Genomic DNA, 23062 nt, shown 5'->3' on the forward strand with positions numbered 1-23062 from the left:
AAGCTCACACGGTACTTCGACAGGACAAACCCGCAGAGTTTCATTTTCTCGCTGTACATAAAAACCGCCGCCCGAAGGCGGCGGAAGGGAGGCATTCCAGAGGGGTGGCAACTCAACCCATCGAAATCGTGCTGTTGATACCGCTGGAGACGTTCTCGGGCTCGAACCAACGCGCGGTGACGGTCTTGGTCTGGGTCCAGAAGGCGATGGCCTGCTTGCCGTTGGGGCCGAGATCGCCAAGCTTGGAGGCACGCGACCCGGTGAAGCTGAAGTAGGCCACCGGTACCGGGATCGGCACGTTGATGCCGACCTGACCGACATCGATGTCGCTTTCGAAGCGCTTGGCCGCCCACCCCGAATTGGTGAATATCGCCGTGCCGTTGCCGTTGGGGTTGGCGTTGATGAACTCGATGGCGTCGTCCAGCGTCTCGACACCTGCCACGCACAGCACCGGGCCGAAGATCTCCTCCTTGTAGATGGTCATGTCGGCGGTCACGTCACTGAAGATGGTCGGGCCGACGAAGTTGCCGTCCGGGTAGCCTTCCACTTGAATGTCGCGGCCATCCAGCGCCAATGTCGCGCCTTCGCCCTCCCCCGTGTCGATCAGTTGCAACACGCGATCGCGTGCCGCCGGTGAGACCAGCGGACCGAGATCAGCGTCGCGCTGGGTGCCGGGGCCGACCTTCATGGCGCGGGATTTTTCGACGATCTCGTCGAGCCATTGCCGGGCCTCGCCCACCAGCACCAGAACCGAGTTGGCCATGCAGCGCTGCCCGGCGGCGCCGAAGGCCGATCCGAGAATGTTGTTGATGGCCTGGCTGCGGTTGGCGTCGGGCATGATCACGCAGTGATTCTTGGCGCCCATCATGGCCTGCACGCGCTTGCCCGCCTTGCCGGCCCGCTCGTGAATCAGGGTACCGATGCGCGTCGAACCGATGAACGACAGCGCCTTGATGTCGGGGTGGTCACACAGCCGGTTGGCCACGTTCGGGCCACCGTGCACCACGTTGAGCACCCCGGCAGGTACGCCGGCCTCGTGAGCCAGCTCGACCAGGCGCATGGTCGAGGATGGGTCCTGTTCGGAGGGCTTGAGCACGAAGGTGTTGCCCGTAGCGATGGCCAGCGGGAACATGAAACACGGCAGCATCACGGGGAAGTTGAAGGCGGTGATGCCGGCTCCCACGCCCAACGGCTGGTTCAGCGAATAGACATTGACGTCGCTGGCGGCGTTCTCGGCGATCTCGCCAAGCTGCAGCGTGGTGATCGAGCAGGCGTGCTCGACCACTTCCAGGCCACGCCCCACCTCGCCTTCGGCGTCCGGCAGGGTCTTGCCGTGCTCCTCGGTGATCAGCGAGGCGATCTCGGCGGTGTGCTCTCGGATCAACGCCTGAAACTTGAGCATGATGCGCATGCGCTTGGCCAGCGGTACCTTGCGCCAGGTCTTGAAGGCTGCCTTGGCACTGGCCACGGCACGGTCGACCTCCTCGACGGTACAGAACGGCACGCGCGCCACGACTTCCTGGGTGGCCGGGTTGATCACGTCGCGCCATTCCCCTGACTGCGAGGGAACGGGCTGACCATCGATGTACAGGGAAACATTTCGGACGGACATGGTGGCGGCTCCTCGTTCGTTGTCTTTGTTGGTGTGCCCGTGCATGGCGAAATGCAGCGGTGGCAATTCTTCGAGTCTAGTCAGAGGGCGAATTGACAGACAACCGGCAGCGCAGCACATTGCTTGTGCATGAATGCACAAGGCTGACGACATGCTGGACTGGCAGGATATCCAGATTTTTCTCGAAGTGGCACGCTGCGAGCGCCTGACCGATGCCGCCCGTCGCCTGGGGCTGGATCACTCCACCCTGTCGCGTCGCGTCCGCCGCTTCGAGAAGCAACTCAACACCCAACTGTTCGAACGCAGCACGCGGGGCTACCGGCTCACCGAGGCCGGACAGCGCCTGCTCGGGCATGCCGAGGAAATGGCCCGCCACGCCATCGACGCCCGCGAGACGCTGGCCGACCAAAATCATCAGGTCAGCGGCCAGATTCGCCTGGGTGTCACCGAAGGTTTCGGCACCTGGGTGATCGCGCCGCTACTGGCCGCCTTCTGCGAGCGTCATCCCGGCATCACCGTGGACTTGCTGGCCCTGCCGCGCATGATCAACCTCAGCCGTCACGAGGCGGACCTGGCGATCACGCTGGACCGGCCGACCAGCCAGGGACTGGTGGTATCGCGATTGTGCGATTATGCACTGCGCCTGTATGGCAGCCAGGGCTACCTACAGCGTCACGGCACGCCCCGGTCGCTGGCCGACTTGTCCCACCATCGCCTGATCGGCTACGTCGACGACCTGATCTTCAGTGAGCAGCTCAACTACCTGGTGCCCTTGCTCGGCGCGGAGTCCGGCCACGGCGCGCCGGCCCATTTCAGCCTGCGCAGCACCAGCGTCTCGACCCAGTGCAGCGCCACACGCCACGGCGCCGGCCTGGCCATCCTGCCCTGCTTCATGGCCTCGGGCTGCAAGGACCTGGTCGGGGTGCTTAACGACAAAGTGGAAATCCACCGCCAGTTCTGGATCGTGTCGCGCCAGGAACAGCGCCAGCTTGCCCGGGTCAGGCTACTGTGGGAGTTCCTGCGCGACGCCGGCGAGCGCAACCGCGAATTCCTGATGGGTGAATCGGCCGAACTGGTCGTGCCCTGATCACGTTCCGCAGAACGTCCGGAACACCTGCTCGCTGGGTTCGGCCGGCAGCGTATAAGACTCACGGCCGGGCTGCTCCTCGAACGGCCTGGCCAGCACCTCGCGCAAGGCCTCGAAGGGTGCGAAGTCACCTTCGTAAGCCGCCGACAGCGCTTCCTCTACCTTATGGTTGCGCGGGATGTAGAGCGGATTGACCGCCCGCATGCGTGCGGCAATGGTCGGGGGCTCGGCATCTTCACGCACCAGCCGCGCCTGCCACTGTTCCAACCAGGCCTCCAGCGGCTCGCTGCGCTCGAAGAGTTCAAACAGTGCCGGCCGGGCCTCGGCGGATTCGGCCACGTCGGCCAGCAGGCGAAAACTCAGGGTGAAGTCGGCACGTCCGGCCTGCAGAGCCTCAAGCAGCGAATCGGCCAGTTCGCTGTCGCCCTCCTCGTGCTTCGCCAGGCCGAGCTTGGCGCGCATCACCGCGAGCCACTCGGCACCGTACTGGTCGGGATAGGCCTCGATGACCTGGGTGGCGCGTTCGACGGCACGCTCCTGCTCGGTATCGATCAGCGGCAGCAGCGTTTCGGCAAAGCGCGCCAGGTTCCACTGGATGATGCCCGGCTGGTTGCCATAGGCATAACGCCTGCCCTCGTCGATGGAGCTGAACACCGTGCGCGGGTCGTAGGCTTCCATGAACGCGCAGGGGCCGAAGTCGATGGTCTCGCCGGACACCGCCGTGTTGTCGGTATTCATCACCCCATGAATGAAGCCCACGCCCATCCAGCGCGCGACCAGCGCCGCCTGACGCGCCTGCACCGCTTCCAGCAGGCCCAGATAGCGCTCACCCTCGGGGCGTTCGCTCAGCTCCGGAAAGTGGCGCTCGATGACGTGATCGGCCAGTTCGCGCACGCCCTCGATGTCACCACGCGCAGCGAAATACTGAAACGTCCCCACGCGGATATGGCTCGACGCCACCCGCGTGACGACTCCACCGGGCTCGGGCACCCGGCGCACGACACGCTCGCCGGTGGTGACTGCGGCCAGCGCCCGCGTGGTCGGGATACCCAAGGCATGCATCGCCTCGCTGACTAGATATTCGCGCAGCACCGGCCCCAGCGGTGCACGGCCGTCGCCGCCACGCGAGAACGGCGTACGCCCGGCGCCCTTGAGGTGAAGATCGCGCAGCCGTCCATGCCGGTCGGTAACCTCACCGAGCAGCACGGCGCGGCCGTCGCCCAGCCGCGGCACGAAGTTGCCGAACTGATGGCCGGCATAGGCCATGGCCAGCGGCTCGGCCCCCGGCGGTACCGAGTTGCCCGAGAACCAGGCCGCCGCCTGCCCGGCATCGAAGGCCTCGATGTCGAAGCCGAGCTCCTCGGCCAGCGGGCGGTTGAAGGCGACCAGTTCGGGCGCCTTCACGGGAACGGGGTCGAAGCGTTCAAAGAAACGCTCCGGCAGTCGTGCATAGTGCAACGAAAACGCGGGAAACATCGCAACTCCAGCGGCATCCAGCCGAATGACGAATGACATCCTGTCCCGATCAGCGTAGGCCATGCCCGGCAAGGATGCCGGCAGGAAACAGGATCAGGACGGGGGATAGCGTCGGCTCAGCTCGTCATCATACTCGCCGTGCCCATGGCCCACATAGACCTGCGGCAGCCATTGCAGGTCATGCCCCAGCCGCTCCATCGAGTCCTGCAGTTCCAGCGCGGCGACCCACGCCTGGGGCAGCCCGCCGAGACCGAAGCGAAGGCCGAGCAGATTGCCGGCGAGCAGGCCGGCGTCCTTGCTGTCACCGCCATGGTTCACCGCCCACAGCACGCCCTGCCGGTAATTCCCGGCAGCCAACGCACACCATGTCGCGACGGCCAAGGCTTCCTGAGCGGTTCGTCCGGCACCGAGCGCCGCAATCCCCTGCGGGCTGGGCACGCTGCCCTGGGCATGCAACTCACGGACCGCATCGAGCAGAAAACGAATCTCCGCCTGGCAACGCGACAGGCTGGCCCGTTCGTCATCGTTCTCGATGTAAAAATCGATGCAGGCTCCGCTATCCATGAAGGTCAGCGCCTGGGGCAGCAGCGTCTCGAGGGATTGCTCGCTTTCGAGCAGACCATTGATCAGGTAAGCGAACACACCGGCACCAAGATAAGCGCAGGGGTGGCCATGGGTCAGGCGGGCGGCCTCGCAGGCCACCGAGAAGGCTCGCTCACGATGCCGGAGCAGAAAGTCACTCCAGGGAAACAGCCCGATGGCCGCGGCTCGCGCCAGGGCAGCACTGCCGTTGACCGCATTGCGTGGCAGCGAGGTAAAGGCCGGGGCCTGTTGCAGAGCCTTCAGGCATGTCTCGTCGGGAAAGTGTCGCTGGTGAAGCTGTGGATTGACGACCAGTCCATTATTCCGGTCGACACCGGCGACAGTCGGCGTGACGCCCTGGGTGACTGCCCAGCGCATCAGGGCATGATGAATGACGGCGACCGGATCGTAGATGTCACGCTCCTGGATACGCACATAAGCGCGCAACATCCCCTCGGCAGTAAACAACATCGTCTGGGTCGCCCCACTGACGCCTCCCCGCACGCCACCGAGCCCCAGCAGGTCGCTCACCCCGTCGGGACCGAACTGTGCGACGATCTTGTCCCATCCCTGCGATTCGATCGGCGCGCCCAAGGCATCGCCGATAGCTCCACCCAACAGGCAAGCCTGTGTCAGTTCGATCCGTTGTGCCGTATTCATACTCGACCTCCCGCCCCATGGCTCTAGGAGCAAGGCTAGGGCCAGCATACGACAACACGTGTCGTTCGCCACCTAACTCCGAGCAGGTTACGACTCGAGAACCAGACGAGACTCGCCTTCATCAAGGCCACACGACCACCCCGCTCATCGGCGTCGCACCATCTCTCTCATTCCCGTGGCGTCTACCTGTTGCTCACTGTCTTGGAACCGGGCGTCCTATAGTAGGTTCAACCTCGAACGGAGATGACCTAAATGCCCAAACCATTGACCTGGCCCTTGCGAGTACTGAACCGCTTTCGCCAGAGCATCGCGTACCTGACCAGCCTGATTACCCTGGTTTACCTGGGCCTGGCACTGCTCGTGGTGCTGCTCCCCGTCGATGCCTCCGTGCTGCCGGATTTTCTCGAGTTCGTGAACTTCGACGACCCGGATACGGCACGCACGCTACTGGCGACACTGATTGCTGGGATGATCTCGCTGATGGTGTTCAGCTTTTCGATGGTCATGTCGGTACTCAGCCAGGCAGGGGGTAACTTTTCCCATAAGCTGGTTTTCGGACTGGTCACGGAGCGTCGCCATCAGCAGGTGCTGGGCCATTACCTGGGCACGATCCTGTTCATCCTGGTGCTGCTGATGGTGCCGGAGGATGGCAGGACCCCCGATCTCTGGCGTTCACTGGCCGTCTACCTGGGCGCCGCGATGGTGATCCACTGCCTGGCACTGTTCGTCTACTTCATTCACAACGCCTCCCAATCCGTGCAGATCAATGCCGTCACGCAGGAACTGCATCGCTCCGCGCTGCAATCCATGGAAGGGCTTCAGGCCAGGCAGGCCCAGTCCCGATGGTGCTACGCCAGCGATCGTCGAGTGCCTGCCAACTGCCATATCATTCATGCCCGGCAGAGTGGCTATATCCAGCGCACCCATCTCGACGAGTTGGCCAACCTGGCCAAGCAGTCAAACGTCACCATTCATTTCAATTTTACGCTGGGCGACTTCATCGTCAGAGGCTTTCCGATATTGCAGATAGAGACGGCGCGTTCCCTTGACGATGACTGGTGCGAAGCCGTGAGAGCTCAACTGGAGTACGTGGAAGGCGAGTCGATCCAGGACCTCTACGTCAATGGGCTGACACAGCTCATGGAGATCGCCATCAAGGCCCTTTCCCCCGGCATCAACGACCCGGGCACCGCCAGGCTGTGTCTGCACCAGATCACCGAGCTGCTCTGCGAGCGGCTCAGGTTCCAGCCCTGCAACACCCTGGCTGACGACACGGGACAGGTCAGGGTCACCTGGCCCGAGGAGTCGCTGGAAAGCCTGCTCTACAAGTTGTATACGCCCATTTTGCATTACGGACGCGACGACGTGAGCATCGGCCTGGCTCTGCTGCAATCACTCAAGACCCTGTCTCTGTTCGCCGATGCCGAGCAACGTGAGCTTATCCAGGCACATGCGCAACGCGTCGTCGCTGCATTGGCCGACCGGGTCAGCGACTCGCTGGACAGTCGGTTCATTCTCGAACGCCTCGATGGCGGCACGCATCGGCTCAACTTGTCGCGTGAATCGTTCGAGACTATTTAAACCGATGCAGATCGCCCGGACATGACGTGTCATGTCACCATGGCACTGTTGGCAAACTTCCCATACAGCACGGCAAGGAGTCGAAGATGCTCGACAAACTGATGGCAGCCATCGGAATCGGCAGTGCTCAGGTGGACACCCGCCTGGAGGCGGATGTCGTCCGCGCCGGCGAGACACTGCGCGGCCAGATTCACATCAAGGGCGGCGAAGTGGCCCAGGAGATCGACGGCCTGACCCTGGACCTGGTCAGTGAAGTCACTGAGGAAGTCGACGACAAGAAGGTGCGTGTACCGCACAGCTGGGCGCGCCTGAGCCTGACCGAGCGACTCAGCGTGCAGCCCGGTGCATCACAGGTCCACGATTTCACATTGGATATCCCGCTGCTCTCGCCGCTGTCGATAGGCCGCCAGCAGCCCCGCACCTGGGTCGCGACTCGAGCAGACATCGCCATGGCCATCGACCCGCGCGACCAGGACGCCCTGCGCATCCAGCCCGCGCCGCTGCACGAGAACGTGCTCGACGCCATGGCGGCCCTGGGCTTTCGCCTGACTGAGGCACCGCTGAACCGCTCGCGGATGAACCCGCAGACCGGCTTCGTCCAGGAGTTCGAGTTCAAGCCCGAGCGCGGTGGGCGCTTCTCGCACCTCGACGAGGCGGAACTGGCCTTTCTGCCCTCCCGCGAAGGGGTGCTCGATCTGCTGATACAGCGCGATACCAAGGCGCGCGGCCTCGGCTCGATGTTTGCCGAGATGACCGGCACCGACGAGCAATTCCACCGCCTGACCCTGCACGGCAACGAAACCCGGCAGACCCTGCAGGATGCCCTGGCACGGAACCTGTCCTGACCCCGCCTGGCTGATGACGCAAGCGCCGGTGCCCGGCGAGCATCGGCGCTTGCAGTGGTGACCGCGACATGGTTTATTCCCGCGCCTCGTCCAGTCCGGTATGGTTGGAACGTGTTCGACCGCCCCGCATCAAGGAAGCGCCATGTCCCTGTTTTCTAACGACGCCCTGCAGCCCGGCTTCATGGTCGTCCATGGCAATCGCCTGGAAGACCTGCGCGGCGTGGCGGTGGAATGGATGAAGCGTCATCCGCTGGCGCCGCTGGAAAACGAAGTCATCCTGGTACAGAGCAACGGCATCGCCCAGTGGATGAAGCTGGCGCTCGCCGCAGACACCGACGAGGCCGGCACCGGCGGCTCCGGCATTGCTGCCGCGCTGGACATCACCCTGCCGGCACGCTTTCTATGGCAGGCCTACCGCGCCGTTCTTACCCATATCGAGAACGATCCCGCTGCCGTGCCCTCGACCTCGCCGTTCGACAAGGCGCGGCTGACCTGGCGCCTGCTGCGTCTGTTGCCCGAACTGATGACGCACGACACCTTCGCGCCGCTCAAGCAGTTCCTGGATGGCGATGGCGACCTGCGCAAGCACCACCAGCTGGCCGAGCGCCTGGCCGACCTGTTCGACCAGTACCAGGTCTACCGCGCCGACTGGCTGGATGCCTGGGGGCGCGGCGAGGACGTGCTGATCACCGCGCGTGGCGAGTCCCGCCCGCTGGATGAAGGCCAGCGCTGGCAGCCCGAGCTGTGGCGCGCCATCCGCGAGGACGTGGGTAGCGATGGCATCGACTCCAGCCGCGCCATGGTCCACCGGCGCTTTCTCGATGCCGCCCAGGCACTGACGCCCGAGAATCGCCCGCCGGGCCTGCCGCGCCGGGTCATGGTGTTCGGCATCTCCTCGCTGCCGCAACAGGCGCTCGAGGCGATGGCCGCCATCGCCCGCTGCTGCCAGGTGGTGCTGTGCGTACATAACCCCTGCCAGCACTACTGGGCGGACATCATCGAACACAAGGACCTGCTGCGCGCACGGCGTTTTCGCCAGGCACGCAAGGACGGCATGCCCGAGCGCCTCGACGTGATCGGCGACGGTGACGGCGAGGCCGACCTGCACTTGCATGCCCAGCCGCTGCTGGCGGCGTGGGGCAAGCAGGGCCGCGATTACCTGCGCCTGCTCGACGAGCACGACGACACCCAGCAGTACGAACGCCTGTTCGCCGCCGAGTCGCTGCGCATCGACCTGTTCGACTCGAACGGCGACGGCTGCCTGCTGCACCAGCTGCAGGACGACATTCGCGAGCTGCGCCCGCTGCACGAGACCCGCGAGCGCTGGCCGGCCGTGGACACCCACCGCGATGACTCGGTGGTCTTCCATGTCGCCCACAGTGCCCAGCGTGAAGTCGAGATCCTTCACGACCAGCTGCTCGCCGCGTTCAGCGCCGACCCGAGCCTGCGCCCGCGTGACGTGATCGTCATGGTGCCGGACATCGACAGCTACGCGCCGCACATCCAGGCAGTGTTCGGGCAGATGCCAACCGACGACCCGCGCCACATCCCCTTCACGCTGTCGGACCAGGGCAGCCGCCACCGCCTGCCGCTGCTGATCGCACTGGAAAAGCTGCTGCGCCTGCCCGAGCTGCGCCTGTCGGTCAGCGACCTGCTCGACCTGCTCGACGTGCCCGCGCTGCGCACGCGCTTCGGCATCGCCGAGGACGACCTGCCCACCCTTCGCCGCTGGATTCACGGCGCCGGTATCCGCTGGGGCCTGCACGGCCTGCAGCGCCGCAGCCTCGACCTGCCCGACGGCATGGAACAGAACACCTGGACCTTCGGCCTGCGCCGCCTGCTGCTGGGCTACACCGTGGGCAGCGCCGCCGATGGCGCCTGGCGGGATATCGAGCCGTTCGATGACATCGGCGGACTGGAAGCGCAGCTCGCCGGCCCGCTGGCGACGCTGCTGGAGACCCTCGAGGACCAGTGGCACGCGCTGCGCGGCGAGACCGACGTGGTCGGCTGGGGCACGCGCCTGCGCGCCCTGCTCGAGGCCTGTTTCTTCGCCGACGAGGCCCGCGACAGCCTGGTGCTTACCCAACTCGAACAGGCCCTGCAAACCTGGCAGGAAAGCGCGTTGGAGGCCGGCCTGACCCGCGACCTGCCGCTGTCCATCGTGCGCGAGCACTGGCTTGACCAGATCGACGAGCAGACCCTGTCGCAGCGCTTCATGGCCGGCGCGGTCAACTTCGCCACGCTGATGCCGATGCGCGCCATCCCCTTCCAGCGTGTCTGCCTGCTGGGCATGAACGACGGCGACTACCCGCGCAGCCATCCGCCCATCGACTTCGACCTGATGAACGGCGACTACCGTCCCGGCGACCGCTCGCGCCGCGAGGACGACCGTTACCTGTTCCTCGAGGCGCTGCTCTCGTCGCGCCAGCAGTTCTACGTCAGTTGGGTGGGTCGCAGTATCGTCGACAACAGCGAGAAGCCGGCCTCGGTGCTGGTCGGCCAGTTGCGCGACCATCTGGCGGCCGGCTGGCGCACTGACGACGACACCGACCTGCTCGGCGCGCTGACCACCTTTCATCCATTGCAACCGTTCAGCCGCGCCTACTTCCCTGCCGCCGAGGAGTACGCCGCGCGCAACGTGGCGGCACGTCGGCTGGTGACCTATGCCCATGAGTGGCGAGCCGTGCATCACGAAGCGACGGACAACGAGGCGCTGAGCGTCTCGTCGAGATCAGACGTTCTGGCCGACTTCGAACAGGATACGCCACTGACGCTGCACCAACTCGGCAGCTTCCTGCGCAACCCCGCCAAGGCGTTCTTCAACACTCGGCTCAAGGTCTACCTGGAGCGCGAGGATATCGTCAGCCTCGACCAGGAGCCCTTCGCCCTCGACGGGCTGGAACAGTGGCAACTGCAGGACCTGTTGATCCAGGCCCAGCGTCAGGCCGTGGACAGCGGCCACTCCCGCGAGGCGGCACTGAGCGACATGCTCGATACCCTGCAGGGCCAGGGCGTGCTGGCCATGGGCGCCTTTGGGGAACGCATGCGCGATTCCCTGGCCGAGCCCATGGAAGCGCTGTTCGACGACTATCGCCAGGCCTTGGATGAGTGGCCTTACGCGTTTGATGAGCCGGCGCCGGTACGCCTGGCAATTCCCGGCGGCCCGCTGCTGGAAGACTGGCTGGGCGATCTGCGCCACGACGACGCCGGCAACCGCTGTCGCCTGCTGCTTATCAGCAGCAGCCTGGTGAAAAAGAACCGCTACAACTGGCACCACCTGCTTCGCCCCTGGGTGGCGCACCTGGCGGGACACCTTACGTCTCACCCTGACGACGCGCCGCTGACCACGCGCCTGCTCTCCAAGGCGGGCAACATCACATTGCCACCGCTCGATCCCGCCGTGGCCCGCGAGCACTTGCGCGCCCTGATTGATGCCTGGCAGGTCGGCATGCAATCCCCCCTGCCGTTGGCCACCGGCACCGCCTTCGCCTGGCTGGGCAAGGAAGGCAACCCGGAAAGCACGCCGGACAGCGATGCCTGGAAAGCGGCGATCAGCGCCTTCCAGGGCGATGACTTCGTGGCCGGCGAGGTCGGCCGCGACCCGTACCTGGCCCACCGCTGGGCGACCTTCGCCACGCTCTACCAGACGCATCTCGGCACGCCCTATGCCTTCGCCACCCTGAGCGAGCGCTTGCTGGCCCCCGTGTACCACGCCGTGAAGGGAGGCGGAAAATGAGCGATGTCACGCAGCTTGATCCACTCAACTTTCCCTTGCACGGCAGCCGACTGATCGAAGCCAGCGCCGGCACCGGCAAGACCTTCACCATCGCCCTGCTCTATGTGCGCCTGGTGCTTGGTGCGCGCCGCGACGACGATCCCGCCGCCTTCGCCCGGCCGCTGACGCCGCCGGAAATCCTGGTGGTGACCTTCACCAACGCCGCCACCCAGGAACTGCGCGAGCGTATCCGTCACCGCCTGGTCGAGGCTGCCGAGGTGTTTCGTGCCGGCGCGCAGACCGACACCAGCGAGGCCACCGCCAAGCCGGCCGATCCGCTCCTGCTCCAGCTGCGCGACGAGTACGACCCGGCCACCTGGCCAGCCTGCGCACGCCGCCTGCAACTGGCCGCCGAGTGGATGGACGAGGCCGCCGTCTCGACCATCCACAGCTGGTGCTATCGCATGCTGCGCGAGCATGCCTTCGACAGTGGCAGCCTGTTCTCGCTCAACCTAGAAAACGACCAGAGCGAGCTGATCAGCGAAGTGGTGCGCGACTACTGGCGCAGCTTCTACTACCCGATGAGCGTCGACGAGCTGCCCGCGGTGATGCGCTACTGGCAGTCGCCCGACACACTCTACGAGCATATCTGCCGACTGCTGCCCGAGTGCGACGCCCTGCCCGAGGGCGCGCCGCCGCCCGACGAGGCGCTGAATGAAGCCCGGGAAGCGACTGCTCAGCGTCTCGCCGAGCTCAAGGCGCCCTGGTCGCAATGGGTGGATGAGTGCGAAGCCCTGTTCGAGGACGCCGCCAAGCGCAAGGCCTTCAAGGGCCAGAGCTTCAATGCCCGCAGCCGCGCCAACTGGCTGGGCGCGTTACGTGATTGGTGTCAGGGTGACGACGTGCGACCGGCGCTGACCGAGGCCGCCTGGAAGCGCCTGACACCGAACGGCATGGCCGAGATCTGGCTCAAGGGCGAGCCACCCGATCACCCCGCGCTCAGTGCCATCGTCGAGTTACAGACCGAACTCGAGGCGTTGCCCGAGCCGCGCGCCACGCTGCTGCTTCATGCCGTGCACTGGTGCCGCGCGCGCCTGGAGCGCGAGCAACTGCGCCGCGCCGAGATGGGCCCCAACGAACTGCTGACTCATCTCGACCGCGCCCTGGCCGGGGGCAACTGCGAAGCGCTGGGCGCACAGATCCGCCGCCAGTTCCCGGTGGCGCTGATCGACGAGTTCCAGGATACCGACCCGGTGCAGTACCGCATCTTCGACTGCATCTACCGCATCAAGGAGAACCGCCGCGACAACGGCGTGTTCTTGATCGGCGACCCCAAGCAGGCGATCTACGCCTTCCGCGGCGCCGACATTCACACTTACCTGCAGGCGCGCCGCGATACGGCAGGCCGGCATGTCACGCTGGGCACCAACTTCCGTTCCTGCACGCCGATGGTCGAGGCAGTCAACCGTTGCTTCGCGCATGCCGAGCAGCACCCGCCCGGCGCGTTCCTGTTCAAGGGCAAGGACGGCAGCAATCCCGTCCCGTTCAATACCGTCGCGGCCAAGGGGCGCAAGGACGCACTCACCCTGAACGGCCAGCCGCTGTCGGCCATGACCCTGTGGCAACTGGAAAGCGACGAGCCGCTGGCCAAGGGTGCCTATCACACCGAGATGGCCGAACGCTGCGCCAGCGCCATGGTCGAGCTACTCGACCATGGCCAGCACGGCCGCGCCGGCTTCCGTAGTGATGACACTTTCAAGCCACTCAGGCCCTCCGACATGGCGGTGCTGGTCAACGGCCTGGGTGAAGCCCGGGCCATCCGCCAGGCACTGGCCCGGCGCGGGGTGAAGAGCGTGTACCTGTCCGACAAGGACAAGGTGTTCACCTCGCCCATCGCGCCACAGGTCGAAACCTGGCTGCGGGCCTGCGCCGAGCCCGACGACGACCGCAAGCTGCGTGCTGCCCTGGCCACGCCCGCGCTGGGGCTCGACCTGCCCGAACTCGATGCCTTGAATGAGGACGAACTGGCCTGGGAAGGCCGGGTCATGCAGTTCCGCGATTATCACCGCCAGTGGCAGTTCCAGGGCGTGCTGCCACTGCTGCGCCGGGTGATGAACGACTTCGCCGTACCCGCCCGGCTGCTCGCCGACGGGCCCGCCAGCGATGGTGAACGCCTACTCACTGATTTGCTTCACCTGGGCGAGTTGCTTCAGCAGGCCAGCCAGGAACTCGACGGCGAGCATGCGCTGATCCGCTTTCTCGCCGAGGCCATCGCCGACCCGCAGGGCCAGGGCGACGCCCACAAGCTGCGCCTGGAAAGCGATGCCGATCTGGTCCAGGTGGTCACTATCCACAAGTCCAAGGGCCTGGAGTACCCACTGGTGTTCCTGCCCTTCATCTGCAGCCACCGCCCGACCAAGAAGGACGACTCGCCGCTGCGCTGGCACGACGATGCCGGCAGGCTGCAGATCAGCCTGGAAGCCGACGAGGCCATCCTCGAGCGTGCCGACCGCGAGCGCCTCGGTGAGGACCTACGCAAGCTCTACGTCGCGCTGACCCGCGCCCGCCACGCCACCTGGCTGGGCATGGCGCCGCTCAAGGGCATGGAAAGCTGCGCCGTGGGGCAACTGCTGGCCAACGGCGAAGCCATCGCGCCGTCCAACTTCGGCAATATGCTGGCCACACTCAAGGGCCGCTGCGAGTCGATTGAATTGTGCCCCGCGCCAGAGATCACTCGCCGCGTCATCAGTCTGGACGACAAACAACCGCTGCTTGGTGAAGTGCGCCAGCCGCTGCGCCGCGCCCGCGAGCACTGGTGGATCGCCAGCTATTCGGCGCTGCGCTTCTCCGGCGAGGCTCCAGCCATCGCCCCCGAAACGACGTTTGCGCCCATCGAGTCCACGGCAAGCACCACAAACGAGTCGACACCGTTCGAACCGGCGACTGCCGTCGAAGCCACCGCCTTCGAGGTCATGGCCGAGCCCCGCGACAGTTCCGAACCCGACGCGCCGGTGCCCAGCCTTCACCGTTTTCCACGCGGCCCCGGTCCCGGCACCTTCCTGCATGGCATCCTCGAGTGGGCCGGTCAGCAGGGTTTCGCCCAAGTGAACGCTCATCCCGCCCAGCGCGAGGACACCCTGGCGCGGCGCTGCAACCTGCGCGGCTGGAGTCAGTGGCTACCCACGCTGGACGAGTGGCTGGCCGACCTGTTGAGCCGCCCCCTGCCGCTGCCCAGTGCGAACGGCATGACCGACGAGGTGCGCCTGGAAGACCTGAATGCCTATCAGGTCGAGATGGAGTTCTGGTTCGCGGCCAACCAGGTCGACGCGCCCGTGCTCGACGAACTGGTGCGCCGCCATACCCTGCACGGCATGCCAAGGCCGCGCGCCGAACGCGACAGGCTCAACGGCATGCTCAAGGGCTTCATCGACCTGGTGTTCGAGCATCAGGGTCGTTATTACGTGGCCGACTGGAAGTCCAACCATCTGGGCCTGGACGACAGCGCCTACACGAGTGAGGCGATGCGTGCCGCCGTCGCCGAGAAGCGCTACGACCTGCAGTACGCGCTCTACCTGCTCGCGCTGCACCGCCTGCTCAAGGCACGCCTGCCGGATTATGACTACGAGCGCCACATCGGCGGTTCACTGACGGTGTTCCTGCGCGGCACCCATGCCGCCAGCCGTGGCGTGCACGCCGAGCGCCCCCCACGCCAATTGATCGAGGCCCTGGACGCGCTGTTCCGTGGCGATGCTCCCGAGTCCACTCACACCCAGGCCATGGAGACACCGGCATGAAGGAACTCGACCTGTTCGATGACCTCAACCCCGAGGCGGACAGGCCGCAGCGGGACGTCTCGCATGCCGCCTGGCACGATCACGCTGCGCTGCTGGCGCTGCTGCAGCGCTGGGTGGATCGCGGCTGGCTGCGCCCGCTGGACCGCGCGCTGGTGGTGTTCCTGCATCGCGAAGTCGGCGACGGGCACCCGCTGCTGCTGCTCGCCGCCGCGCTGGCCAGCCATCAGCTCGGCCGTGGGCATGTATGCCTGGACCTCGCCCAGACCCTGGCCGCGCCCAACCTGGCGCTCTCGCTGCCACCGGAAGGCGACGACCTCAGCGACCCGCCGCCGCTGCCCAGCGAGATTCTCGACGGTCTGCACCTCGACACCTGGCGCGCCGCACTGACCGATCCGATGCTGGTCGGCGAGGCCAACCACGGCCGCGCCGGCAATACCCCGCTCGTACGACTGGATACCGCCGGCAGCACACGCCTCTACCTGCGCCGCTACTGGCAATATGAGCAGGACATCCGCCACGCCCTGCACGGCCGACTGACGAACGACTTGCCCACACCGCCGACCGATACCCTGAGGCAGGCGCTCGAGGCATTGTTCGGCGAAGCGACCGCCACCCAGGCGCATGACGACGCCCAGCTCGACTGGCAGAAGCTCGCCTGCGCCCTGGCTGCCCGTTCGCGCTTCTCGGTAATCACCGGCGGTCCCGGTACCGGCAAGACCACCACCGTGGTGCGCCTGCTCGCCCTGCTCCAGGCCTTGCAGCTTGGCCAGCAACAGGGCAAGGGCAGCGACCGGCCCCTGCGCATTCGCCTGGCCGCCCCGACCGGCAAGGCCGCCGCGCGCCTCAACGAGTCCATCGCCAAGCAGGTCGAAGGCCTCTCGTTGCTGGAACTCGCCACGGCGGCCAGCACCGACGGCGTGGATATCCGAACGCTGCGCGAAGCGATCCCCACCGAGGTCACCACGCTGCACCGCCTGCTCGGTTCACGGCCGGATACGCGCCACTTCCGCTACAACCCCAGCAACCGCCTGAGCCTCGACGTGCTGGTGGTCGATGAAGCCTCGATGGTCGATATCGAAATGATGGCCGCCCTGCTCGGCGCCCTGCCGCCACGCGCGCGGCTGGTACTGCTGGGCGACAAGGACCAGCTTGCCTCCGTGGAAGCCGGTGCCGTGCTCGGCGACCTGTGCCAGCGTGCCGAGGCCGCTCACTACACCCCCGAGACCAGCAATTGGCTGGCTCAGGTCGCGGGCGCCACGCTACCCGAGCGTTATCAGAGCGACCACGGCCAGGCACTGGATCAGGCCATTGCCATGCTGCGCGTGAGCCACCGCTTCGATGCCAGCAGCGGCATCGGTCAGTTGGCCCAGGCCGTGAACCGCCCACTGTCCAGCGACCATCAACCCAAGGACAAGCGCCGCGCAGTGCGGGGTGTCTTTCAGCAGGGCTATGCGGATATCGCCCACCTGCGCCTGAGCGACAGCGACGACCCGGCGCTGGACCGGCTGGTGGTCGACGGCAACCCCAACGGCTTTCTCAACAAGGGCCGCGGACGTGCTGGGCGCGACGGCGAACTGCCGCCACCCACCGGCTACCGGCACTATCTGGAAACACTGGCCGGGCATCGCCCACCCGCCGACGCCGACCTGGAGCACGACCGCGAGACCTTCGATGCCTGGGCACGCGCCGTCATCGACGCCTATGGCCGCTTCCAGTTGCTGTGCGCGCTGCGCAAGGGCCCATGGGGTGTGGAAGGCCTGAACCCGCGTATCGCCCGCGCCCTGCGCCGCCAAGGGCTGATTCACGCCAGCGACGCCGAACTCGAACGCGGCTGGTATCTTGGCCGGCCGGTGCTCGTCACTCGCAACGACTACAGCCTGGGGCTGATGAATGGCGACATCGGTATCACCCTCGCCCTGCCACTGCCCGGCCAACCCGGCGAGACGATGCTGCGCGCCGCCTTCCCCAGCAACGACGGCAGCGGACGCATCAAGTGGGTACTGCCCAGCCGCCTGCAGGCGGTGGAAACCGTCTTCGCCATGACCGTCCATAAGTCCCAGGGCTCGGAATTCACGCACACCGCATTGGTGCTACCCGACGCCCCCAACCCCATCTTGACGAGAGAATTGATCTATACGGGCATTACGCGTGCCAAGGATTGGTTTACCTTGGCAGAAAGCGGGCGCGGGATACTGGATGAAGCGGTGCTGCGGGAAGTGACGCGGGTGAGTGGTTTGACGTGAATAACAAAGTCAGAATTCGGCTCAAAGCGATCATGTACCGGTTCGATTCAGGTAATTAAATGAGATGGAGTGAGTCGGCACACTCGCCTTTCTAATTATAGACAGGGTTATTAACAGAACAGCACGCTCTCTTCTTAGTCTTCTCTAAAAAATAACCATGCTTTACTCATTGACTCATGGATGAGTCTCATTAGGGAACCCTTCGACATAAGATGACTTGAGAGCGCCTGCAAAGCGGGCTTTTTCCTTTCGACAATAGCTAAGGGGCACAACCGTAGTCGTCGCCCCTTAGCTTGTTTGGAATACTATCTACAAGTCCTATTGAGAATTGGAAGAGCTAGAACCACTCTGGTTTTGCTGCTGCATTGAGCCGGAGCTACCTTGCGAGCTTTGCTGACGCTGGCTGTTCTGCTGCTGTTGCCCCTGTTGTTGAGCTGCGGCTTGCTGAAGGCCCTGAATATACCCTTGCTGGTAGCCTCGGATAAGCCCCTGCTGAGTGCCTTCTTCCTTACCTTCCATATATCCCTTGACGTAGATGTATTGCATCAACTGCTGAGGGCTAGTGATCTGGGCACCTTGGTTACCCATCTGACCACCTTGGTTGTTACCCTGATTCCAGCTTGGGTTCCCTTGGTTCCAATTCTGGTTGCCATCTTGCCCCCAGTTAGGGTTACCTTGCCTTTGGCTATGCTGGTTGGGGTCATTCCATTCTTGGCGATACGACTGCTGCCCTACTTGTGGGCCTTGGTTATTCTGGTAGCCTTGCCCTTCATTCCATTGCTGGGCTGTGGCTGCTCCAGTAGCGAGGGCTGATGAAATGGCTGCTGTAATGAGTAGGCGCTTGAGCATATTTCCTCCTTGATTCTGCGTATCAAGTGAAATCCCCAATATGCGTAGCGGGAAATCACTTCTACCCACCCTAGATGCTGAAAAGAGAAATTGAAGAAACTCGCCGAAAATTTATTGTTATTTTTTGAAAACCCACACATTATAATCAAACTGATATCATTAGGATTGAAATAATTACTTTGCATAATTTTACCCCCCCCCAATTGAGCATTTATCAAAATGCATATTATAATTTATAGCTTAAATTAACTAAAAACAACATTACAGGATTTGATTGTTTATACGCTCCTCTCCTACGTTGAAACTGTCGATTGCTTGAAGGGCAATCCGGTTTAGGACAAACCGTCTTATCATCGCTTTTCATCAGCATGGAGGTAGTATGAAACGCAACTGGATTAATGGCATTGGCGGCACTCTTGTTCTCTTTTCTCTGCTAGGCGCTGGTGGCGCCTTTGCTCAGGAAGACAATGGCTTCAACGACTGGGATAGTGATGGTAACGGCGCCATCAACTATGAAGAATGGGATGCTGGCTTTGACGATGAAGGCATTTTCGATACTTGGGATGCCAACGACGACGACGTCATCGATGACACTGAATATGGTGAAGGTATTTACAATGCCTATGATCAGGACGAAAGCGGCGATCTGACCGAGGACGAATACGGCGACTTCAATGATGACGCCGGTGATGAAGGCTTCTGGGACGTATAAAATACATCCTTATCCATGAGATTGCCGAAGCGGGGGAGTGTTCTCTCCCGCTTTGTTGTGTCTAGGCTTGCGCGTTCCTGCTATACCCGAAAGGCTACCAGCCGATCGCACCTCCTACAGTCCTACTGCTGTTTGCCCCCCAACATTGCTACGCCCACAGACCCTGCAAGAAAACTGCGTCATGGCATGCCTGCTTCCTTACTACTGCGCTACCGCCATGTTTCTGGCTCTTGCGGGGATAAGCAGTCGACTGGCTGGATAGCCATAACTGGCATAGATTGATAGTCAACAATGGGTTTCGCCCGGCCATTGGGCCAGCGACTCCATCCGCCAATAACAAAAATCCGGTGCGAACAAGAATTGGCCATGGATGCGACGAAATGCCCCCCAGGGATGCGGGTGCTGGTTTCTCTGACCGCGCTTTCTTCACTCTCCGGATGCAGTGGTCCCCAATCGGCTCTGCAACCAGCCGGGGTCGATGCCGAGCAGATCGGGCAACTGTTTTGGTGGATGTGTGCGGTCGCTGTCCTGATCTGGTTGCTGGTGATCGGCTTCGCCGTCTATGCCACGCATATCAACCCTGAGACCCATGACAGCCGAGCGGCACGCTGGTTGATTATCGGTGGCGGCGCTATTGCCCCGCCTGTTGTGTTGGGGGCATTGCTGGTCTTTGGTCTGCCTCTTCTTCCCTCACTCAGTGCGCCGGCAGAAGACGGCCTGCAAGTCACTGTCTCGGGCGAGCGTTGGTGGTGGCGAGTGCAGTACCCGACACCATCGGGCGGAACCGTCGAACTTGCTAACGAGGTTCGGCTGCCAGTGGGTGAACGGGTCGGATTCAGTCTCACTAGTCCGGATGTCATCCATTCATTCTGGATTCCCTCCCTGGGCGGTAAGGTCGACATGATTCCAGGGCGGACCACCCGCTTGACGCTGGAGCCTACCGACGTCGGTGTGTATCGCGGCGCCTGCGCCGAGTATTGCGGTACGGCCCATGCACTGATGAATTTCCAGGTGGTGGTCATGGAGCCAGAGGCATTCACCGTTTGGCTCGAGCAGCAGGCGGCACCCGCCCAGACACCTCAAAGCTCGCTTGCCAGGCGGGGGCAGGAAGCCTTTCTGGCCAACGGCTGCAGTGCCTGTCATACCATCCGCGGCACCCCCGCCGACGGCGTGTTGGGGCCGGACCTGACGCACGTCGGTAGCCGCCTGAGTCTGGGGGCGGGCATTCTGCCTAACGATGCAGAGGCCTTTGCCCGCTGGATCCGTCATACCGACCAGATCAAGCCGGGGGTGAACATGCCGGCATTCGCCATGTTGCCCGAGGGGCAGCTTACTGCACTCGCCGCTTACCTGAGTGGACTGAAATGATGCCTGCTGATGCCCAGAGTGATGACGACCGGGCTGACCGGGCACGTCAAAAAGCGCAGGAGGCGCGACTGAGCAAGCCTTGGGTGACGCCACGCGGCTGGCGCTACTGGTCGGCAGTCAATAATTCCGAAGTCGGTCGCTGGTACACCGCAACCTCCTTCCTGTTCTTTCTTTTTGCTGGGGTGCTGGCGTTATTGATGCGCACGCAACTGGCCGTTCCAGAAAACGACTTCCTGTCGGCAGGCACCTATAACCAGATATTCACCTTGCATGGCTCGGTGATGATGTTCCTGTTTGGTGTGCCGATTTTCGAAGCCTTCTCGATCATGATCCTGCCGCAGATGCTGGGCGCGCGGGACCTGCCGTTTCCCCGCCTGTCGGCATATGGGTACTGGAGTTTCCTGATCGGTGGCGTCTTTGTCTGCGGGTCGATTTTCTTTGGGGTCGCGCCCGAAGGCGGCTGGTTCATGTACCCGCCCCTGACCACGACATATCAGGAAGGGCTGGGAGCCGATATCTGGCTGCTGGGACTTTCATTCATCGAGGTCGCGTCACTTGCCGCAGCGGTCGAGCTCATTGTCGGTGTGCTCAAGACGCGCCCACCAGGCATGCGCATCAACCTGATTCCCCTTTACGCCTGGTACATCCTCGTGGTGGCGGGAATGATCCTGTTTGCCTTCCCTCCACTGATCGCCGGCGATTTGCTGTTCGAACTGGAAAGGGCGTTCGATTGGCCTTTTTTCGACCCTGCCCGGGGCGGGGATCCTTTGCTCTGGCAACACCTATTCTGGATATTCGGTCATCCCGAGGTGTATATCATCTTTCTGCCCGCGATCGCGCTAGTGGCAATGATCGTCCCGACCTTTGCCCAGCGGCCCATCATCGGCTATAGCTGGATCGTGCTGGCCGCCGTCGGCACGGGCTTCATCAGCTTCGGTTTGTGGGTGCATCACATGTACACCACTGGCCTGCCTAACGTCTCCCTGGCCTTCTTCTCGGCGGCCTCGGAGGCGGTCGCCATCCCTACGGGAGTCCAGCTCTTCTGTTTTCTTGCCACGGCGGTTGCCGGCCGGTTCGTGCGTTCAGTGCCCATGCTCTTCGTCACTGGCGCCTTGGCGATCTTTGTGCTGGGTGGTCTCACTGGAGTCATGGTGGCCATCGCCCCATTCGACTTCCAAGCCCATGATACCTATTTCGTGGTGGCTCACCTGCACTATGTGCTGATCGGCGGCATGTTGTTTCCGGTAGCAGCCGGCCTCTACTACTTCTACCCCATGGCTACCGGCAAGCTGCTGGCACAGAAGCCGGGCTACTGGGCATTCTGGTTGATGTTCTTTGGCTTCAACGTCACCTTTCTGCCGATGCATCTTACCGGCCTGCTGGGCATGCCGCGGCGTGTATTCACCTATCCTGCCGATATCGGCTTCGATGTGCTCAACCTCACTTCGTCCATTGGTGCCTTCATCTTTGCAGCGGGGGTCGTCGTGCTGGTGCTCGAAGTCGTGCGCCCAAAGACGAAACAACCCTATGCGAAACGCAATCCCTGGGGCGCAGGAACCCTGGAATGGCTCGGAGAAATGCCGGGCAAACCCTGGGGGATACGTTCGATTCCCTCCATCAAGGGACGTTATCCGCTCTGGGATCAGCCCAACCTCATGCAGGATGTCGATGCCGGGCGCTTCTACCTTCCCGATGCCGAAGAAGGCAAGCGAGAGACGTTGATCACCACGACGATCGATGCCGACCCGATCCAGTGCCTACGGGTTCCCGGGCCGACATTCGTGACGCTCTGGGCGGCGATCTTTACTGGTGGGGCTTTCATTTTCGCCACCTATAAATGGTACTTCGCCGCAGGCATCAGCGCTGTACTGGCATTGGTCACGGTGCTCATCTGGCTATGGACCGGCACGGCAAAAATACCCGAGAAGCGCAGCAAGGAGGCGGGGCTGGGTGTAACGTTGCCGCTGTATGCCTCGGGTTCGACGTCGGTGGGATGGTGGGCGATGTTCATCACCATGATCGGGGACATGAGCGCCTTTGCCAGCCTGATTTTCGGGTATTTCTTTTTCTGGACCGTGCATGAGGATTTTCCGCCCGATCCGGCGTCCGGCCCGGGGCTTTTCTGGCCGCTGATAGCCGTGGGGCTACTGCTGGGTGCCTGGCTGCTTACCGTACTGGCCAGGTGCTGGAATCGACACGACCGGCCCATGGCGTTCCATGTCGGGCTCGGGCTGGCGGTATTGCTTAATGTGGCCGGCACAATGGCGCTGTTGGCCGGCCCCTACCTGAGTGGTCTCGACCCCACGCGCCATGTCTATCCAGCCACTGTCTGGGTGCTGGTGCTGTGGGCGGTAATTCATTTTGGTGTCGGTCTGGTGATGCAGCTTTACTGCATCGCTCGTCGCTGGGCCGGCCGCATGAGTGCCGACCATGACATCGATATCCAGAATGTCGCGCTGTATTGGCACTTCATGGCCATTACGGCCGTGCTGACAGTGGCGGTTATCGCCGGTTTTCCGATGGTGGCTTGAGCAAGAG

General features: G+C 63.5%; 13 protein-coding genes. 9 read left to right on the forward strand and 4 right to left on the reverse strand.

The genetic code is table 11. The features are described from left to right. Positions 1-112: 112 nt before the first annotated feature. Entirely contained in the window at positions 113-1612 is a 1500-nt protein-coding gene (locus BM194_RS02040; RefSeq protein ID WP_092843131.1) for a CoA-acylating methylmalonate-semialdehyde dehydrogenase, read from the reverse strand. A gap of 151 nt (positions 1613-1763) precedes the next feature. Here BM194_RS02040 and BM194_RS02045 point away from each other — a divergent pair, with 151 nt between their 5' ends. Then, positions 1764-2699 carry a LysR family transcriptional regulator gene (locus BM194_RS02045; RefSeq protein WP_092843133.1) on the forward strand — a complete coding sequence of 312 codons (936 nt, stop codon included), beginning with the start codon at positions 1764-1766 and terminating at the stop codon, positions 2697-2699. Here the strand turns inward: BM194_RS02045 and BM194_RS02050 are convergent, their stop codons facing one another. Further along, complete coding sequence (locus tag BM194_RS02050; protein WP_092843135.1) at positions 2700-4175, reverse strand: protein adenylyltransferase SelO; 1476 nt, start codon at positions 4173-4175, stop codon at positions 2700-2702. A gap of 93 nt (positions 4176-4268) precedes the next feature. Continuing rightward, entirely contained in the window at positions 4269-5417 is a 1149-nt protein-coding gene (locus BM194_RS02055) for an ADP-ribosylglycohydrolase family protein (protein WP_177223314.1), read from the reverse strand. Between the two features lie 252 nt (positions 5418-5669). On the opposite strand from BM194_RS02055, the gene BM194_RS02060 reads away from it, so the two are divergent. The 5 genes from BM194_RS02060 to recD all read left to right on the forward strand — a co-directional run bounded on the left by BM194_RS02060 (position 5670) and on the right by recD (position 17595). Then, positions 5670-6998 (forward strand): DUF2254 domain-containing protein, encoded by a 1329-nt coding sequence (locus BM194_RS02060; protein ID WP_092843139.1) that lies wholly within the window; start codon positions 5670-5672, stop codon positions 6996-6998. Between the two features lie 86 nt (positions 6999-7084). After that, positions 7085-7843, forward strand: coding sequence for a sporulation protein (locus tag BM194_RS02065; RefSeq protein WP_092843141.1), 759 nt, complete (start codon positions 7085-7087; stop codon positions 7841-7843). A gap of 142 nt (positions 7844-7985) precedes the next feature. Then, positions 7986-11579, forward strand: coding sequence for an exodeoxyribonuclease V subunit gamma (gene recC / locus BM194_RS02070; RefSeq protein WP_092843144.1), 3594 nt, complete (start codon positions 7986-7988; stop codon positions 11577-11579). Beyond that, complete coding sequence (gene recB, locus BM194_RS02075) at positions 11576-15352, forward strand: exodeoxyribonuclease V subunit beta (RefSeq protein WP_092843146.1); 3777 nt, start codon at positions 11576-11578, stop codon at positions 15350-15352. Before recC ends, recB begins: the two co-directional genes overlap by 4 nt. Next, positions 15349-17595: an exodeoxyribonuclease V subunit alpha gene (gene recD / locus BM194_RS02080; protein WP_092843149.1), complete on the forward strand. Its 2247-nt coding sequence runs from the start codon at positions 15349-15351 to the stop codon at positions 17593-17595. The genes recB and recD overlap by 4 nt, the downstream gene beginning before the upstream one ends. Positions 17596-17913: 318 nt before the next feature. Here recD and BM194_RS02085 read toward each other — a convergent pair whose 3' ends face one another. Next, positions 17914-18444 (reverse strand): hypothetical protein, encoded by a 531-nt coding sequence (locus BM194_RS02085; protein ID WP_092843151.1) that lies wholly within the window; start codon positions 18442-18444, stop codon positions 17914-17916. Positions 18445-18823: 379 nt separating this feature from the next. Between BM194_RS02085 and BM194_RS02090 the strand changes: the two genes are divergently transcribed. The 3 genes from BM194_RS02090 (at position 18824) to ctaD (ending at position 23055) form a co-directional block, all read left to right on the forward strand. Beyond that, on the forward strand, positions 18824-19156 hold the full coding sequence (locus tag BM194_RS02090) for a hypothetical protein (RefSeq protein ID WP_092843154.1): 333 nt from the start codon (positions 18824-18826) through the stop codon (positions 19154-19156). Between the two features lie 366 nt (positions 19157-19522). After that, positions 19523-20524, forward strand: a complete 1002-nt coding sequence (coxB, locus tag BM194_RS02095; RefSeq protein WP_218155345.1) for a cytochrome c oxidase subunit II — start codon at positions 19523-19525, stop codon at positions 20522-20524. Then, the gene (gene ctaD / locus BM194_RS02100; RefSeq protein ID WP_092843158.1) at positions 20521-23055 is read left to right on the forward strand and encodes a cytochrome c oxidase subunit I; all 2535 of its coding nucleotides are present in this window, start codon (positions 20521-20523) and stop codon (positions 23053-23055) included. The genes coxB and ctaD overlap by 4 nt, the downstream gene beginning before the upstream one ends. The last annotated feature ends 7 nt before the right edge of the window (positions 23056-23062 follow it).

Source organism: Modicisalibacter xianhensis (assembly GCF_900113605.1).
GTDB lineage: Bacteria > Pseudomonadota > Gammaproteobacteria > Pseudomonadales > Halomonadaceae > Modicisalibacter > Modicisalibacter xianhensis.

What these genes read in the sequence shown, in the direction of transcription:
- BM194_RS02045 (WP_092843133.1), top strand. Translation starts at nt 1,764, where the DNA reads ATGCTGGACTGGCAGGATATCCAGATTTTTCTCGAAGTGGCACGCTGC.
- BM194_RS02055 (WP_177223314.1), bottom strand. Translation starts at nt 5,417, where the DNA reads ATGAATACGGCACAACGGATCGAACTGACACAGGCTTGCCTGTTGGGT.
- BM194_RS02065 (WP_092843141.1), top strand. Translation starts at nt 7,085, where the DNA reads ATGCTCGACAAACTGATGGCAGCCATCGGAATCGGCAGTGCTCAGGTG.
- recD (WP_092843149.1), top strand. Translation starts at nt 15,349, where the DNA reads ATGAAGGAACTCGACCTGTTCGATGACCTCAACCCCGAGGCGGACAGG.
- ctaD (WP_092843158.1), top strand. Translation starts at nt 20,521, where the DNA reads ATGATGCCTGCTGATGCCCAGAGTGATGACGACCGGGCTGACCGGGCA.
- BM194_RS02040 (WP_092843131.1), bottom strand. Translation starts at nt 1,612, where the DNA reads ATGTCCGTCCGAAATGTTTCCCTGTACATCGATGGTCAGCCCGTTCCC.
- coxB (WP_218155345.1), top strand. Translation starts at nt 19,523, where the DNA reads ATGGATGCGACGAAATGCCCCCCAGGGATGCGGGTGCTGGTTTCTCTG.
- recB (WP_092843146.1), top strand. Translation starts at nt 11,576, where the DNA reads ATGAGCGATGTCACGCAGCTTGATCCACTCAACTTTCCCTTGCACGGC.
- BM194_RS02060 (WP_092843139.1), top strand. Translation starts at nt 5,670, where the DNA reads ATGCCCAAACCATTGACCTGGCCCTTGCGAGTACTGAACCGCTTTCGC.
- BM194_RS02085 (WP_092843151.1), bottom strand. Translation starts at nt 18,444, where the DNA reads ATGCTCAAGCGCCTACTCATTACAGCAGCCATTTCATCAGCCCTCGCT.
- BM194_RS02050 (WP_092843135.1), bottom strand. Translation starts at nt 4,175, where the DNA reads ATGTTTCCCGCGTTTTCGTTGCACTATGCACGACTGCCGGAGCGTTTC.
- BM194_RS02090 (WP_092843154.1), top strand. Translation starts at nt 18,824, where the DNA reads ATGAAACGCAACTGGATTAATGGCATTGGCGGCACTCTTGTTCTCTTT.
- recC (WP_092843144.1), top strand. Translation starts at nt 7,986, where the DNA reads ATGTCCCTGTTTTCTAACGACGCCCTGCAGCCCGGCTTCATGGTCGTC.